Source organism: Pseudanabaena sp. SR411, assembly GCF_002251945.1.
Classification (GTDB): domain Bacteria; phylum Cyanobacteriota; class Cyanobacteriia; order Pseudanabaenales; family Pseudanabaenaceae; genus Pseudanabaena.
In genome coordinates this window covers 18,875-35,905 of the sequence record NZ_NDHW01000058.1, presented here as the reverse complement: position 1 = coordinate 35,905, position 17,031 = coordinate 18,875, and the positions used below count along the sequence as shown (strand labels likewise).

Below are 17,031 nucleotides of genomic sequence, written 5' to 3'. Positions count from 1 at the left end.
AGCGCAATTGCTGCACATATCATTCACAAATTTGGTGTATGAATATGAGCTTACGCGATCGCTGGCGTTCGACATCTGAGAATATTGTAATTCCCATTGGCGCATTAGTGGTTTCCCTAATTGTATTCGGGATTTTCTGTGCTATCCAAGGAAAAAATCCGTTCGCAATTTATGAAACGATTTATAAATCTGCGTTCGGTAATAGTTTCTCTTGGCAAGGAACTTTGATTCGTTCGGCTCCGTTAATGCTGACATCGTTATGTACAGCTATACCTGCAATGCTAGGGTTAACGATCATCGGTAATGAAGGAGCTTTGATCGTTGGTGGTTTGGGTGCGATCGCCGTTGGGTTATCGATCTCCTCTTTACCTTCTTTGATTGTGCAAATTGGCATGGCGATGGGCGGTATTATCGCAGGTGGTCTATGGATCATGTTTGCTGGTGCAATTAAGTACTATCGCGGTGTTAATGAAACTATTAGTAGTTTGTTAATGAATTACATTGCGCTAGCTGTACTTAATACCCTTGTTGAGGGTCCAATGCGCGATCCTGCGAGCCTCAATAAGCCTTCAACATTTCCGCTGTTGCCTGTGAATATGCTGCAAAGTATTCCCAATACACGCATCCATTACGGATTAATCTATGGATTAGTAGCCTGTGTGATTGCCTATTTCCTAATTCATCGGACAACCTTTGGTTTTGCCGTTCGGACTGTTGGTGGTAATATTCGGGCTGCCAAAATTGCAGGTTTACCAGTTGGCAAACTGACTCTAATTGTCAGCTTCTTGGGTGGTTCCTGTGCAGGTTTGGCAGGAATGGTGGAAATCGCCGCAGTTCATGGTAGCGCTAATGCCTCTCTTAATGCTGATTATGGATATAGTGGCATTCTCGTTGCTTTCATCGCCAGACAGAATCCCTTAGTTGCGGTGATGGTTGCTGTATTAATGGGTGGTATCCTCTCCAGTGGGAGCGCTCTCCAGAGATCTTTTAATTTGCCAGATGCGACGGTGCTGCTTTTCCAAGGCATCGTATTTTTAGCAATTCTCTTTAGTGAGTCGCTTTATGGTCGTTTAGATTTCTTTAAAGATAGAGAACCTGAAGTGAAGATTGATGCTGCAAGTGTGGTTTAGATAATCGCCAGAGAATGAGTCGCTCGCTAAGCGAGCGACTCATTCTCTGGTTTTAGTTTTTTATCTCTTAGCTACTTACCAATCACCAGTTACCAATTATCAATTATCAAAACTATGGCACAAGATGCATTGGGTTGGATGAGCGTACCTCTAGCGATCGTCGCAGGGACACTGCGAGGCAGCGCTCCATTTCTATTTGTGAGCTTAGGTGAATGTCTCACGGAAAAGGCTGGCAAAATCAATCTGGGTCTTGAAGGAACTCTGCTCACTGGAGCTATGACTGCTTACGCAGTCTCCTACTTAACCAAATCTCCTTGGCTAGGTGTTTTCGCCGCAGGGATGGCAGGTGTAGTACTGGGATTAATCCATGCTTGGTTATCACAACGCCCAAAGGTGAGTGATGTCGCTGTTGGTATTGCGATGATTATTTTTGGTAGTGGCATTGCCTTTTTCTTTGGTAAAGCCTTTATCCAACCTAAAGCTGAGCAATTGCCCCTATTTGATTTAGGCAGTTGGAGTAGCTATCCACAGGTGCAAGAGGCGCTTAGAGTCAGTCCTTTACTATTAATTGGTATTGCGATCGCCCCTTTAATGCAATGGTTCTTTAGTTCGACTCGCTGGGGTCTATATGTTCGCGCTGTGGGTGATAGTCCTAGTGCGGCTAGAGCAATGGGAATTTCGGTTGTTGGTGTACGGACTTTGGCGATCGTGTCTGGTAGTTTCCTCGCAGGTTTAGGCGGAGCAAGTTTATCACTTTATTATCCTGGACTATGGTCAGAACGGATTTCTAGCGGTCAGGGCTTGATGGCTGTGGCTCTGGTAATTTTTGCAAGATGGCAACCGATTCATTGTTTATGGGCTGCGTTGTTTTTTGGAGGAGCGCAAGCGTTAGGACCTTCATTGCAAGCCGTTGGTATTGGCTCCTATCGTTACTTATTCAATGCGTTTCCATATATTTTGACCCTAGTTATCATCATCATTACTTGTTCGCCACGGCGAACGTTAAGTGGTTCTCCAGGTGCATTAGGAACAAATGAGTAAAACTCAAATAAATAAAAAAGCCTTGCAATGCAAGGCTTTTTTATTTCAATTTAATTAGAGTGCAAAGCGCTATAGGATAAAGTATCTATGGTGACATATAGATGCTTTGTAGATTATGGGAAATCAACGACCGATCGCTGTAGATTTATTTGCAGGTGCGGGCGGAATGACTTTGGGCTTTGAGCAAGCAGGATTTGATGTACTTGCATCGGTAGAGATCGATCCGATCCATTGTGCTACCCATGAATATAACTTCCCGAAGTGTAAAGTCATCTGTGCTAGTGTCACTGATATAACAGGCGACGAGATTCGCGATATAGCGCAAATAGGTAGACAGGAAGTTGATGTGGTATTTGGAGGACCTCCTTGCCAAGGTTTTTCGCTAATGGGGAAACGAGCTTTTGATGATCCGCGTAATCAGTTAGTTTCACATTTTATGCGTTTAGTAACCGAACTTAATGCAAAGTACTTTGTAATGGAAAACGTCAAAGGCTTAACTATTGGCAATCATCGTAAGTTTGTAGAGGAGGTGATCGAGAACTTTGAGGCAAAAGGATACAATATCTTGAAAGATAACGGAGTTCTCAATGCTTCTCACTTTGGTGTACCCCAACATCGGGAACGATTTTTCCTAATTGGCTGTCGCAAGGACTTACCTTTACCATCTTATCCATTAGCAATTAGCAAACCTGCAAATGCTAAAAAAATTCCTAAGGAACTTACTAATTTAACAAATAGCCCAACTGTTAGAGATGCGATCGCAGGTTTACCAGATATTTCTGAGTATACTGAGTTAATGAAACAGGATAATTTGCAAGTAGAATTTGGGCAATTCAGCGAATATGTAAAGCTAATCAATAATTTTGGTGAATCAAATTTTGGCTATAAAAGAGAATATGATAAAAAGTTACTAACTTCTAGTCTTATGTCAAAACATAAGGACACTTCCATACAACGTTTTAGTGCTACTGCTCAGGGGGAAGTCGAAAGCATTAGTAGATTTTATAAGTTAGCTTTAGATGGAATTAGTAATACCCTGAGAGCAGGAACTCCAAGTAATCGTGGTGCATTTACAGCTCCTCGTCCAATACATCCGATTACTCCAAGATGTATAACTGTCCGAGAAGCTGCTAGATTACATAGCTATCCAGATTGGTTTCGCTTTCATAAGACAATTTGGCATGGTTTTAGACAAGTTGGTAATTCAGTACCACCGCTTTTAGCAAAAGCTGTAGCTTCGCAAATCATTAAAACAATGAATATTTCGCCTACTTTAAGTGAAGATGTACATTCTTTGGGAGAGAAAACATTATTAGAATTCAATATGACTACAGCATCTCAGTACTATAAGGTTAGTCCTTACACAATTGAGCCACGAACTAAAAAAATCTTCACAAAGAGTTAAAAAGTCACTAATTTAAAATAATTCCTATATAATTATTTTACCTGAATATTTCATTTTCTTCTGTAAAGCCTGTCGCACAACAAAACATCATGAGCGGAACTGTTAATGCGTCTCCCACTAAAACATTTTTTGTTGATATGTTGACTCGTGATATTGAGCTGAAAGATGCAATTTTAGATCTTTTAGACAACTGTGTAGACGGAATACAAAGAGTTACAAAAAATGCAGAAGCTGCAGAAACTCCATACCAAGGTTATTGGGCAAAAATAACATTCTCAGATAGAGAATTTAAAATCGAAGATAACTGCGGTGGAATTCCATTAGAAGTTGCTGAGCAATATGCATTTAGAATGGGAAGACCTGCTGCTAATGTAGATCAAGATTTACAACTATATACTATAGGCACTTATGGTATTGGCATGAAGCGAGCAATCTTCAAAATGGGAAGATCAGGCGAAGTTATTTCACAAACCTTAGATAATACCTTCAAGGTTTCAATTAGTGATGATTGGTTATCAAGCGATCAAGATTGGAGTTTGCCTTTAGAAGAGATCACACCAACATTACAATCAAATGGGACTTCAATTACAGTCCATAATTTGCTTCCTAATATTCAAGACAAATTTTCATCATCTGAATCAACTTTATATGATGACTTAGTAATTGCAATACAAAGGCATTACACATATATTTTCCACAAGGGTTTCAGGGTTGAGGTGAATGGGCAGCAAGTTATTCCTGAACCATGGTTACTAAAATGGGATGGACAAGAATTTCTTGAGGAAGAGACTATTGCACCTTATCTTTATAAAGCTCTTATAGATGATGTAGAAGTCAGATTAGCAGTAGGTTTTTATACTGACAATCCTGATGGCAGTGAGCTTGATGACATTGTAGAAGGAAATGAAAGGAGATCTGACAATGCTGGATGGACAATTATTTGTAATGATCGAGTAGTTCTTTACTGCGACAAATCAATTTTAACAGGGTGGGGTGAAGCAGCCGTTCCTAGATATCATCCACAGTTTATAGCTATTTCAGGTGTCGTAGAATTTCGCAGTCACGATCCTCGGAAATTACCAATCACAACAACTAAGCGTGGTATTGATGCATCATCAGTCATCTATCTGTACGTTAAAAATTTTATGCGAGAAGGATTAAAGCATTTCACTGCTTATACAAACAGGTGGAAAAAAGATTCTCTAGCTGAGAAACAAAGATATTCAAAAACCAAATCAATAGACCCAATCGCTTTATTTACTACTCAAAGTAAAATTAAGATTCCTTGGAAGCCTGTTAAATCAAAATCCAGTCTAAGTAGTATAAATGAAGGAGTTGAAGATAGGTATCTTCCCAAACTCCCAACGCCAAATGCATCTGATACTCACGATGAATCACTAAACATAAAATTCAGGAAACCCAAACATGAAATCCAAGCAGTAGCAGAGTATCTTTTTGAGGATGCTAATCACGATCCTTCTGAAGTTGGTGCAGAGTGTTTCAATATGATTCTGAAAAAATCAATCTAAAAAATAAAACTTAAAGAATGGCTAGTACTGCTACTTCAATTCCTTATCAATTAAGGAAAAATAAAATTATTGATCGATACGCATTTGTTGAGATTTTAGAACTGATAAATCGTTCTAATAATATATCTGATTACACATATATTGGTTTTGGCGGTCATTCTTTAGAGGATTTCAAATATCTACATTATAAGTTTGGAATGACAAAAATGATTTCTCTTGAACAAGATAAAGAAACTTGGAAACGTCAAAAATTCAATAAGCCCGTAAGCTGCATAGAATGTCTTAACGAATCTAGTGGAGAATTTATCCGAAAATTTGAAAGAGAGAATAATACAATCGTATGGTTGGATTATACATCGCCAAAGGATTTGCGTAGCCACTTGCTAGAATTTCAATCATTATTAACTACTTTATATGCTAATGATATTGTAAAAATAACTTTAAATGCAAATCCATCTGCATTAAATGGAAATTCTAATTCTACTGATAAAGAATCTCGTTTTAAGAAATTAAAAAGTATTCTTGGTGATTTAATATCTGCAACGGTAACGTCAGATTTAATGATTCATAAAGAATATCCAAAAGCACTATTTTTGATTTTAGAAAGAGTCGCCAAGCTCTCATTATCAAGTTTGCCTATTTATTTTCAACCATTAACCTGTTTTGCTTATGATGATGGGCAGCAAATGCTCAGTGTTACAGGCATTTTACTTGAAAAAGGAAAGGAAATAGATAATACCAAGAATTTTTTGTCGAATTCAGGTATCCTAGACTGGAAATTAAGTGAAATTATTTGGCACGATAAACCAACAATTATTAATGTGCCAGATTTAACTATAAAAGAAAGACTTTTAGTGGATAGTCTGTTACCTGATCATCCCATTGAAAAAGTTCAAGAAGAATTAGGATTTTTATTTAGTTCCAAAGCGGAAGAGTCACTTAAGATGTTAGAAACCTATGCATTTTTTTCTCGCCAAGCACCGCATTTTTCAAGAATTATATTCTAGTTTCAATTAATCTATTGATCTAAAGAATATTAAATTTTCATAAGTCTAGTGAATAATATAGCTTTTGAAAAGCAACAATAGATTTTTAATCCCACCATAATGCTACAGACTTATTGATTGCTAGCGATCACATTAGCAACTCAAGCCCATAATCTTTATCAGAGAAATCAACATTTTTAATAAAATCTTAGATTTCCTCAAAAAGCTCTTCGTCAAGTCCATCTTTATTTTACTACAATCCCTAACCTAACTATAGAACTTGAATTATCAAAAAAAAGCGATCGCCTATTGATTATTTAATTAATAGGCGATCGCTTTTTCAAATTATTAATAATTCAGAAAGAAATTAAATTGAACTGACGATTACGAAACCGAGAACGCCAATAAAAATGACAAGAGCATAGAATTGCGCTTTGCCATTTTCAAAGTACTTCAAGCCTTCGCCAGTAACTACAGTCACAAAACCAGCAAGGTTAACTACACCATCAACGATTTTGGCATCAACTTCTAGCACTTGACGAGCTAAGCGGCGAGAACCAACCACGAAGATTGTGTTGTAAATTTCATCAATGTACCATTTGTTCTTCGAGAGCTTGTAGAGAGGTTCGATAGATTTGGCGATCGCACTGGGATCGATTTTCTTTTGCAAATACATCAAGATTGCTAGAGAAATCCCAATCAAACCAATACCAACAGAGCTTCCACCCATCAATAGAAATTCAGGGGTAAAACCTTCAACAGGAACTTCAGTGATTTTCTCCGATGGTGCATGGATAAAGTACTCGAAGTAATTACCCAATGGTGTGCCAACTAGACCGATCAGCATCGAAGGAATTGCCAAGACCATCAAAGGGAAAGTCATGGTGATGGGCGATTCATGGGGCTTACTGGCATGATGATGCCCATGTCCATCATCAGCTTGAGCTTCTTTGCCAACTGAGTTTTCAGCTTTAACCATTGCTAAGAGCTGCTTGTCAGTACCGCGAAAGTCGCCTTCAAAGGTGGTGAAGTACATGCGGAACATATAGAAAGCAGTGATCCCCGCTGTGGCAAAACCGATCGCCCAAAGAGCAGGATTAGCTTTGAAAGTAGAGGCAAGAATTTCATCTTTTGACCAGAAACCAGCAAAGGGAGGAATACCACTAATCGCCAGAGTACCGATGAAGAAGGTGATCGCCGTGATTGGCATATATTTGCGTAAGCCACCCATCACCCGCATATCTTGAGCAACATCGGGATCATGTCCCACTACTCCTTCCATGCCATGAATGACAGAACCAGATCCAAGGAACATCATTGCTTTGAAGTAAGCATGGGTCATCAGGTGGAATAAGCCAGCGCCGTAAGCGCCAACGCCCATACCCATGACCATGTAACCCAATTGGGAAACGGTGGAATAGGCTAAACCTTTTTTGATGTCATTTTGCGTGATGGCTATGCTTGCCCCCAGAAATGCGGTAAATGCGCCCGTCCAAGCGATCGTATTCATCACCGCAGGAATTTCTTCAAATACGGGGAACATCCGCGCAATGAGGAATACCCCAGCCGCAACCATTGTCGCCGCGTGGATCAGAGCCGAAATTGGCGTAGGACCTTCCATCGCGTCAGGTAACCACACATGGAGGGGGAATTGGGCAGATTTAGCAGCAGGTCCCATGAAAACGAGAATTGCGAATAGGGTGGCGAGAGCAACACTCAATGATCCTGATTCCACTAATTCGCTGAGACGTTCTCCCATTTCTGTGAATTCAAACGTACCTGTTGCCCAATATAGACCAAGTAAGCCAAGTAGTAAGCCGAAATCACCAACGCGGTTAGTTACAAAGGCTTTTTGGCAAGCATCGGCAGCACCTTTGCGATCGAACCAAAAGCCAATTAGCAAGTAGGAACACATCCCCACGAGTTCCCAGAAAATATAAATCTGTACCAAGTTGGGGCTAACGACTAAGCCCAACATGGAGGAGGTGAATAAACTTAGGTAAGCATAGAATCTGACATAGCTGGGATCATGAGCCATGTAGCCATCGGTGTAGATCTGCACCAAGAAAGCGACGGTGGTGACGATCACTAACATCAGTGCAGTCAGGTGATCGATCACAAATCCCATATTCAGATGAAATGCACCTGCTTGCGCCCACTCAAAGGTGTAGAGGTAGGGTTCATGCCCTTGGATCTGACTCCAGAGTAAGTTAATTGCCATCACCATTGCGCCGCCTGTGGCGGATACGCTGAGGACAGACCAGAGCGATCGCAGTTTGTTGGTGGATTTGTTAAAGGTAATCAGCCCTGTGCCGATAATCAGTGCTGCGGCGAGTGGCAGCAAGGGAATCAGCCATGCGTATTGATATGCAAAGTCCATAGGTCGCGTTTGAACGCAAAGTTTATTGTAGAGACACTTTTAATAGGTTAGTTTACTACAGGGCGCTCAAGAGCGATGTGTTAACCATGAGCATTATTACTTATTAATCTAAAAATTTAGAAAGATTTAATCCTTAAATTCAACCAAAAGGTAAGTGGCAGCGCGAAGCGCCGCCACTTATAGCTATAGCCACCTGTATCAGGACAAATCAAAACCCAAATAGTGTGAGGCGGCGCGAAGCGCCGCCTCACACTATTTGGGTTTTATGTCCTAACAAGAATGGCGACAGCTATACCTTTTGGTTGCATTAGTGGTGCGGCGCGAAGTGCCGCACCACTAATGCTTGGGTGGGAAGGGAGTATCATTTGTTTGTAAATTCAACATTTCTCTCTGTACATTCATGCCAATTACTAAGGCATCTTTCAAGAGAGAACTATACTGATCAGCCTGATTTTGCACTTCCAAGGATTCTAAGGCGATCAGATTCTGCTCAATATTGTCAAAAAGCTGACGGTGGTTACTTAAAAAATTTCGATGCTCTCGTAGGATTTTTTCAGTAGTCAAACCACAAATTAGGCTATCCCTAGTTAGTTCAAGGGCTTGCAGGATATCCTCTCGATGATGGAGATTTGCTGATTGATTACCAACCGACTTGAGGCGATCACAAATATCAACAGCCACAAGTACTTGATTATACCTATCCACTTCGTCAAGAAGATAGGATAAACAAGTCATTTTTTTAGATCTTACCCAAGCGAATAGATTCCAAACTGTAAAGAGAATCAATGTAAGCGTAAATACAAAAATAGTAAATCCAACTTGAGCCTGACGATTTTCGATGGGTCTACCAAGAGATTGAAAGATCAAAATACTAATTGGCAAACTAAAAATTGAAATTAAGAATAAAGTGATCGCTTCACTCAGCAGGAATGAAACTAAGTATTTAGGTTTTCTGAGCCTAGAAATTCTATAAGCACTTCCAATCGATAAAGTACTGATTTCTTTTCCTGTGATCCTTTCTAAATCCTGTTCTGTAATCTGCAAATTTCTGATATCAGGCTGCATAGTTATTAGAGAAGCTAGATTTATTGGAAAAACAAGTGCCTAATAGAATTCCAGACTGACAGATAGAAATTGCCTTCACGAGGACGAAACAGATCGAATTTAGAGCCAAAAGACCCAAAAAATGGTCTGAGTGTCCAAGCCATCTGACTACCAACAAAAGCATAAAGTCCCAGCCAGAACTTTAAAATTGATATCCGAACTTTGCGATTTTTGTCAATGGCTGTGTCTTCTATTACCAACTCTTGATCAGAGACAATGGTTTCTACCTTTGGCAGTAAAACTTGATAAAGAAAGTAAACCCCAATAATTCCTGTTAATGTGAATATAGCAACATTTAACAATAGAAAAAAGGAGTAATTATCTGTCGTAATCAAGAAGAACAAAGTGACTGGTGCGAAGCCAAATAGTAAAGTACTGGTAATCGTCACGGCACAAAGTAAAATAGCCGCATATTGACTCAGGCGAGTTTTTGCACCGAAGTAAACATTAAAGAAATAGAGTGCAGGCAGGCAAATTGCTAGGGTGATAAGAAATAAAAACGGTAGCTTAGCTGCGGATGACAAAACCTGCATCCATGAACTAACTGCACCAATTAGTCCACCATAAATTGCCAAGAATATAGAGCTACAGACTAGCAATCCACCAATTTTGGTATTGATCTTAACCCCATCATAGATTTCTTGAATAAACCGATCGCGATCACTAAGTAAATCAATAAGAACTGAAAAAAATGGCATAATTTTTTGGGTCTGAAGTTAAACTTGATAACTTTGGACATGTTTAAAAAATAAAAGTTCCTTGCTTCACGCTGCCTATCTTACAGCCCACATTCGGCTCGTAATGGAAGGGGAAAAACAATTAGGAAAGAGGATCAGGGAGCAAATAATAGCGTTGGCAGGCAGGCGAAAAGAAATTTAAAATATGAAGCCGAGATGGAGACAAATTTACAACTTGAGTGAGTTCCTGAAAAGAAACTAAATGAACCGCCATAAAATATTGAAAACCCCAACGCAAAGTTGGAGAATTAGTGGGTTTACCCAATTGATTGGGAATAGTATCTTGAGCGAGAGCTAAAGCAAGTCTGAGTTGACGTTGGGCTAAATTATAAACGAGTAAGCAAAGCACCATAATCATGCCCAAAGCCTCAATGCGTTTATAGCAAAATCCAGTCTAGTGAGGAACAGTATAAAAGAAAAGAGAGAAAGTTTTTCAGATATCAATCAAGATGAGAGCATATTCAATAGACTTACGAGAAAAAATAATCAAGCTTTCTGAAGAAGGTAAAATATCGCAGCGAAAATTAGCCAAGCAATTTGACGTAGCACTAAGTTTTATCGAAAAGTTAATTAAGCAATATCGGGAGACAGGCAGTGTTGAGCCAAAGAAGCGAACAGTGCAAACTCCAACAAAACTAAACCATGAGCAGCTAAAAGTACTAGAGAAATTAGCTGAGGAAAATAATGATGCAACGCTTGAGGAGTTAAGTCAGATGTTGCATGAGCATACTGGAGTGTTGATTAGTCGAGTCACAGTGGATAGAATGCTCAAGAAGCTAAATATAACCTTCAAAAAAAACATTACATCCAACCGAAAAAGAGAGCGAAAGACTGCAGCAACAGCGGTTTGATTTCTGGCAATCAGTGCGAGGAATTCTCGCAAAGGACATGATCTTCATTGTCAGGAATTAATCTAGGGCTAACCAGACTATTTGCCCGTGCACCCAAGGGGAAAAGAGCAAGAGGCTCAAGACCACTTAAACGGGGTAAAAATGTTTCCGTGATTGGTGCGATAGGACTTAATGGCTTACTGACCCAAGTTAGTATCTTAGGATCTGCTGATAGTCTTACCTTTGAAGCTTTTAGTGCCACGAAACTAGCTCCTAAGCTGTGGGCTGGTGCTTATGTATTCATGGATAGGGGCTGATACAAATCCTAATCCATTCAGTAGCATGGCTTTGACGATTACCCCTGCGCTTACTTTTTCTCTTGAGCTTCTCCCGATTATCGTGTTTATTTCTTCCTCAATTCCCATCTCGTCGATGATTCCTGCCACGATCCCTAGATGGTCTAGGTTCGTTACTTTCATCTCTGTATTAATACCTGCCTCCTCTTTTTGCCTTTTCTCTAATTATTTTACCCTTCCATTACGAGCGGAATGTGGGATATAAGTATTCTGTAGTCCACTGAAGTGGACTTACGCAAATAAACCAAGAACTTGAGTTCTTGGTTTATTTGCGTAAGTCCTAATGACAACTAAGGCTTGGGACTATTCTCTTCTTGATAATCTTCAGCCGAATGACTACCATCATGATTGCCGTTCAAAGGGTCGCCATGCAAACCACCTTCATAAAATTCGGCGGAGATCGCTAGTTCACCATGCTTAGGGCGATGCAAGCCGATCTTCATCCGTTCCTCAATTTTCTTAATGACAATGTAAAGGATGGGAACGATGAATAGACTTAACAAGGTTGCTACACACATACCACCCATAACCGCAGTGCCAATTGACTGACGCGCCGCCGCCCCTGCTCCTGTAGCAATTACCAGAGGGAAAATACCGATAATTGTGGAGAAAGCAGTCATCAGAATTGGGCGCAACCGTTGCTGTGAAGCCTCGATCACTGCCTTGGTAATGCTCAATCCCTGCTCTTGTAGTTGGTTAGCAAATTCCACAATCAAAATTGCGTTTTTACTTGCCATACCAATCAGCATCACCAAACCAATTTGGGTATACACATCATTGGCAAAATTAGGATTGAATAGACCGCGAAACATCACTGCTAAGAGCGCTCCCAAGACCGCAAGCGGCACAGTGAGCATAATGATCGTCGGGTCAATGTAATTTTCGTATTGAGCCGCGAGAACTAGGAATACAAATACAACTCCTAAGCCAAAAATAAAGAAGGCGCTACTACCAGAACCAATTTCTTCAAGGGATAATCCTGACCATTCATAGCCAAAACTCTTAGGTAGAACTTCGTTCGCCAGCTTACCCATAATATCGATCGCTTGTCCAGAGCTGACACCGGGAGCAGTATTACCAGTAATTTGGACGGAACGGAAAAGATTATAGTGATTGATGATCGAGGGACCGACGGTTTGGGTCACTTTCACCAAATTACTGAGAGGAATAATCTGTCCTGTTTGCGATCGCACATAGAGTTTATTGATATCGTCAGGATTAGAACGGAACTTAGCATCAGCTTGGACATAGACGCGATAGGTTCTACCAAAGGTATTAAAGTCATTGACATATTGCGAACCAAGTAAAGTTTGCAAAGTACTGTAAATATCTTGCAAAGAGACTTGCAAAGAATTGGCTCTGATGCGATCAACCTCTACGGTTAATTGAGGGGTATTGCCATTGAAATTAGGACGCAAGCCTGCCAACATCGGACGGCTTGGTTCGGGATAGGTACTTGCTCGACCTAACAAAGCTCCCATCGTCTGTTCAATTTCTGGGAATCCTTGATTTGCCTTATCTTGCAACTGAAACTCGAAACCACCATAGTTGCTTAAACCTTGGATTGCTGGAGGTGGAAAGGGAATTACAAAAGCTTCTTTAATAGAAAGTAATTCAGGCAATAGTCCAAAGGGTTGAGGAACCATCCCACCAATGATATTGTCAGCCGATCGCGATCGCTCTTTCCAAGGCTTTAGCGTTGCAAATACGATCCCATTATTAGGCGTGTTGCCACTAAAGCTAAATCCAGCGATCGCAAAGATATTCGCAATTTCAGGATAAACAGATTCACCCTTTTCATCCTTGCGACGCATAATTCCCTCAACGTTTTCCAGCACCTTTTCGGTGTAATTGAGGGATACACCTTCAGGAGCTTGAACGATCGCAATAAAATAGCCCTGATCTTCCTGTGGTAAAAAACCTCTCGGAACGATTGTATAGACCCAATAGGTCATAAAAAGGGAGATCACAAACAAGATCATCACAATCCCTTTAAAGTTAGTTGATTTTGTAACTAGCCATTGATAGTTATGCCTTGTTCCATCAATTACCCAATTCACCCGATCAAAAAACCAATTGCTACGGGGTTGCTCTTGCTTCAGCAACAAAGCTGCTAAGGTTGGCGAAAGTGTTAGCGCGTTAAAAGTGGAAACTGTGATCGAAAAGGCGATCGTCAGCGCAAATTGTTTATACAATTGCCCAGTCGTTCCTGGAAAAAAAGCAACAGGGACAAAGACCGCAACTAGTACCAATGAGCTAGCAATTACCGCACCCTGCAACTCATTCATGGACTCGATCGCCGCTTGGATGGGATTCTCTCCTTTTTCTTGAATGCGCCGCGTAATATCTTCAACCACCACGATCGCATCATCAACTACCAATCCTGTGGCAAGGGTCAACCCAAAAAGAGTCAGGGTATTGATATTAAAATTGAGGAGTTTGATAAAAATGAATGTCCCAATCAAAGCCACGGGGATAGCAACAGCAGGGATTAAGGTTGATCGCCAGTTTTGCAGGAACAAAAAGATAATTAGGATAACTAAAGCGATCGCAATCAAGAGTGAGATAAGGACTTCTTCTGTACCAGCTTCGATAAAAGTAGTTGTATCAAAAGCCACCTCATAATTTAACCCTGGGGGAAAACTAGGCTTCAACTCCTCCAGAGCCTTTTTGACTGCATGGGCAACATCTAAGGCATTAGCATCAGGCAACTGTGATACCCCTAAACCAATACCTCTAGTTCCATTAAATCGTAGTGACGAGCCATAATTTTCTGCTCCCAATTCTACACGTCCGACATCCCGCAGCTTAATTGGGGAGCCATCACTAGCAGTTCTAATTACAATTTCTGAAAACTCTTCCGTACTTTTTAATCTTCCACTTGCCGAAATCGAAAGTTGATACTGCTGATCAGGTAAATTGGGCTGTTGTCCAATTTGACCAACACCTACCTGCAAGTTTTGCTGCTGAATTGCTGATACAACATCTTGAGCGGTCAGCCCCCTTGCCGACAGGCGATTAGGATCGAGCCAAACACGCATAGCATATTTACGTTCGCCAAAGATAATGACGTTGCCAACCCCTTTGACCTTTTTAATTGCATCAACAATATAAAGATCAGCATAGTTACTCAAATAGAGATCGTCGTATTCTCCTTTCTCAGCATAGACACCGATCGCAAATAGAAAGCCTGAAGACTCTTTACTAACTCTTACGCCAGTTTGCTGCACTGGTCCTGGTAACTGTGACTCTACCGTAGAGACGCGATTCTGTACATCAACAGCCGCAAGATCTTTATTTTTGCCTAGATCGAAGACCAAATCAACGGAACTAGTTCCATTATTAGAACTAGTTGAAGTGATGTAGCGGACTCCTTCAATTCCATTCAGTTCTCTTTCAAGAATATTCGTAACTGTAGATTCTACAACTTCCGCATTAGCACCAACATAGTTGGCACTAACAGTAACCTTGGGCGGTGTAATTTCAGGATATTGAGCAACAGGCAACAAGAAGATACAAGCCGTTCCCAATAATGTGATCACCACAGAGCAAACTGTGGCAAACACAGGTCTTCTAATGAAGAAATCAGAGATCGATAGCAGCATGGGCAGAAATATGAAAATTAAGAGTTTCGGAAGGAAGACTAGCCACTGACTGCTGTAATCATCTGGAGAAGGGCTGTTAAGACACCTTAAATTTTTAGAAAAATGCTGTCAAAATATTGGGCAATAATAGCACGCTAGCAATCATCAAAGCAGCGATCGCCGCAATTAGTACTGCACCAGCCGCGCAATCCTTAGCAATTTTGGCTAACTGATGAAACTCACGCCCCACCGTCAAATCGACTACTGCTTCCAAAGCTGTATTCAATAACTCCAGTACCAAAACCAAGGCGGTGGTCAAACTAATAATCGAGCAGGCTACGGCGGAAAGGTGAAAATAAAGACTCAGAGATAAGGCGATCGCGCCAATAATCAAATGAATCCGAAAATTTCTCTGAGTGCGGAAAGCGTAGCCAACGCCCTGTCCAGCATATTGAAAACTAAGCAGTAAATTCGTGGCAATTTGAAAAGAATCACTACGTTGAGCAGCACTTTGCTCAGATGTTTCCAATTCATCAGTCTTTGTCATTTGCTCGGTTAAAGAAGGCGATTTAAACAAAAATAGTCTTGATAGCGGTAAATCATTGTTCATGGAGATTATTCCCAATAGACTTTGCCAGCAATTGCCAAAAACTTCAAAGATTTTAACGCTAGAAAATTAGTTTAATCAAATTACGGACAAAAATACTTAAGTAATTGTTTACTAATTTTTACCTTGACTTAGGGACGGCGCTTTGCGCCGCCTCTAAGTCAAGGTAATTACTTAAATTTCATGAAGTGAAATTAGCTGCAACATCAGGGCTTGCTGCTTTAGCATGACCTCTAAACTGTCATCGTCAGGATGATCCCAGCCGAGTAAATGTAATAAACCATGGGCTGCTAGCCATGCAAGTTCATAGGTTAGCGAATGACCGCGTTCCTCAGCCTGAAAAATTGCTGTGGTTTGAGAAATAATGATGTCTCCCAAATAAGTTGGTTCAATATAACCAGAGTCATCACTGGGAATCTCTGGCATATCGGACTCCAAAGCTGCAAAAGACAAAACATCAGTGGGGCGATCCTGTTGACGATATTGCAAATTTAACTGTTGAATTGTCAAATCATCGGTAATGGCAAGCGATAGCTCATATTCTGCATCCGCGATCGCCTGTTCAGAAACAAGATAGGTTTCCCATGTGGCAAACCATTCCTGCCATTGCTCTACTGCGATCGGATGGCGATCGGCAACTTCAGGATAGATTTCACAGTACAAATCAATACTCAATGCTCTACAGTCCCATCAGCTAAACAACAAAAAACTACAAAAAATTAGCAACTTATGACATTCTCAATTTAAGAACTAATTAAATTTATCAGCAAAAGTTAGTCATAATACATAACAACTTTCATCTTTTTTCCTGAAGGATCAATCTAATTTGCTGTCTCTAATAAAATAGGTTCCATGTAAAATTGAGGCTAATCAACGAAATAAGTAAATTAAAATTAATTAATTTTTTGTTGTCTAGAGTAAACACAATCAAGAAACAAAGTGGTTTATGAATAAAAACATTTAACAAAAAACTACCAAAGATGAGAATGCAAAAGAATTTATTTGGTTTTTCAATCTTCTAGTTTTGACATTCATAATATCTTGCTAATTACTGGACTAAAGTAGGACTCTCATTGACTATTTTGATTAAACAAAGAATATCAAGTTTCTAGTGAAAGATGATTGCCAATCCTAGTAAAGCTCCAATCACCCCAAAGACTGTCAGTGAGAAATGAAATAGAGATGTACTACCTTTTTTGACCATATTCTTCATCGCAAGTTTCACAAAACTATCTTGCTCTTTTTGATTGTTGACAGTAGAGACTTGATTGATTGCTTCACTACTATTAGTAGTATTTGAGCTGGAATTAGATGAAGTATTAGAATCGCTATTCATGGGTTA

The 17,031-nt window shown here is 40.2% G+C and carries 16 protein-coding genes; 7 read left to right on the top strand and 9 right to left on the bottom strand.

Annotation, left to right across the window (positions count from 1 at the left end):
* Window positions 1–44 precede the first annotated feature (44 nt).
* The 5 genes from B9G53_RS04055 to B9G53_RS04035 all read left to right on the top strand — a co-directional run bounded on the left by B9G53_RS04055 (window position 45) and on the right by B9G53_RS04035 (window position 6,112).
* Entirely contained in the window at window positions 45–1,130 is a 1,086-nt protein-coding gene (locus tag B9G53_RS04055; protein ID WP_094529445.1) for an ABC transporter permease, read from the top strand.
* A 114-nt stretch (window positions 1,131–1,244) separates the two neighbouring features.
* Window positions 1,245–2,171, top strand: coding sequence for an ABC transporter permease (locus B9G53_RS04050; RefSeq protein WP_094529443.1), 927 nt, complete (start codon window positions 1,245–1,247; stop codon window positions 2,169–2,171).
* Window positions 2,172–2,286: 115 nt separating this feature from the next.
* The gene (locus B9G53_RS04045) at window positions 2,287–3,576 is read left to right on the top strand and encodes a DNA cytosine methyltransferase (RefSeq protein WP_094529441.1); all 1,290 of its coding nucleotides are present in this window, start codon (window positions 2,287–2,289) and stop codon (window positions 3,574–3,576) included.
* 89 nt (window positions 3,577–3,665) lie between these two features.
* Window positions 3,666–5,105, top strand: a complete 1,440-nt coding sequence (locus B9G53_RS04040) for an ATP-binding protein (protein WP_094529439.1) — start codon at window positions 3,666–3,668, stop codon at window positions 5,103–5,105.
* 17 nt (window positions 5,106–5,122) lie between these two features.
* Window positions 5,123–6,112 carry an O-methyltransferase gene (locus B9G53_RS04035; RefSeq protein ID WP_094529437.1) on the top strand — a complete coding sequence of 330 codons (990 nt, stop codon included), beginning with the start codon at window positions 5,123–5,125 and terminating at the stop codon, window positions 6,110–6,112.
* 346 nt (window positions 6,113–6,458) lie between these two features.
* Here B9G53_RS04035 and B9G53_RS04030 read toward each other — a convergent pair whose 3' ends face one another.
* The 4 genes from B9G53_RS04030 to B9G53_RS04015 form a co-directional block, all read right to left on the bottom strand.
* Window positions 6,459–8,471: an NAD(P)H-quinone oxidoreductase subunit 5 gene (locus tag B9G53_RS04030; protein ID WP_094529435.1), complete on the bottom strand. Its 2,013-nt coding sequence runs from the start codon at window positions 8,469–8,471 to the stop codon at window positions 6,459–6,461.
* A gap of 336 nt (window positions 8,472–8,807) precedes the next feature.
* The gene (locus B9G53_RS04025) at window positions 8,808–9,536 is read right to left on the bottom strand and encodes a hypothetical protein (protein WP_094529433.1); all 729 of its coding nucleotides are present in this window, start codon (window positions 9,534–9,536) and stop codon (window positions 8,808–8,810) included.
* Window positions 9,537–9,556: 20 nt separating this feature from the next.
* Window positions 9,557–10,273: an actin-binding WH2 domain-containing protein gene (locus B9G53_RS04020; RefSeq protein WP_094529431.1), complete on the bottom strand. Its 717-nt coding sequence runs from the start codon at window positions 10,271–10,273 to the stop codon at window positions 9,557–9,559.
* Window positions 10,274–10,394: 121 nt separating this feature from the next.
* Window positions 10,395–10,670 (bottom strand): hypothetical protein, encoded by a 276-nt coding sequence (locus B9G53_RS04015; protein ID WP_254923541.1) that lies wholly within the window; start codon window positions 10,668–10,670, stop codon window positions 10,395–10,397.
* A gap of 91 nt (window positions 10,671–10,761) precedes the next feature.
* On the opposite strand from B9G53_RS04015, the gene B9G53_RS04010 reads away from it, so the two are divergent.
* Window positions 10,762–11,163 carry a helix-turn-helix domain-containing protein gene (locus B9G53_RS04010; RefSeq protein WP_094529429.1) on the top strand — a complete coding sequence of 134 codons (402 nt, stop codon included), beginning with the start codon at window positions 10,762–10,764 and terminating at the stop codon, window positions 11,161–11,163.
* Between the two features lie 47 nt (window positions 11,164–11,210).
* The gene (locus B9G53_RS26660; RefSeq protein WP_141211701.1) at window positions 11,211–11,459 is read left to right on the top strand and encodes a transposase; all 249 of its coding nucleotides are present in this window, start codon (window positions 11,211–11,213) and stop codon (window positions 11,457–11,459) included.
* Here B9G53_RS26660 and B9G53_RS04005 read toward each other — a convergent pair.
* The 5 genes from B9G53_RS04005 to B9G53_RS03985 all read right to left on the bottom strand — a co-directional run bounded on the left by B9G53_RS04005 (window position 11,409) and on the right by B9G53_RS03985 (window position 17,025).
* A complete protein-coding gene (locus B9G53_RS04005; RefSeq protein ID WP_254923542.1) occupies window positions 11,409–11,567 on the bottom strand; it encodes a DUF4277 domain-containing protein in 159 nt (52 codons plus the stop codon). The genes B9G53_RS26660 and B9G53_RS04005 overlap by 51 nt on opposite strands.
* 221 nt (window positions 11,568–11,788) lie before the next feature.
* Complete coding sequence (locus B9G53_RS04000) at window positions 11,789–15,103, bottom strand: efflux RND transporter permease subunit (RefSeq protein WP_094529427.1); 3,315 nt, start codon at window positions 15,101–15,103, stop codon at window positions 11,789–11,791.
* Between the two features lie 94 nt (window positions 15,104–15,197).
* Window positions 15,198–15,629, bottom strand: a complete 432-nt coding sequence (locus tag B9G53_RS03995; protein ID WP_369682992.1) for a diacylglycerol kinase family protein — start codon at window positions 15,627–15,629, stop codon at window positions 15,198–15,200.
* Window positions 15,630–15,863: 234 nt separating this feature from the next.
* Window positions 15,864–16,364, bottom strand: coding sequence for an rRNA maturation RNase YbeY (gene ybeY / locus B9G53_RS03990; RefSeq protein WP_094529423.1), 501 nt, complete (start codon window positions 16,362–16,364; stop codon window positions 15,864–15,866).
* A 433-nt stretch (window positions 16,365–16,797) separates the two neighbouring features.
* Window positions 16,798–17,025: a DUF3285 domain-containing protein gene (locus B9G53_RS03985; RefSeq protein ID WP_094529421.1), complete on the bottom strand. Its 228-nt coding sequence runs from the start codon at window positions 17,023–17,025 to the stop codon at window positions 16,798–16,800.
* Window positions 17,026–17,031 lie beyond the last annotated feature (6 nt).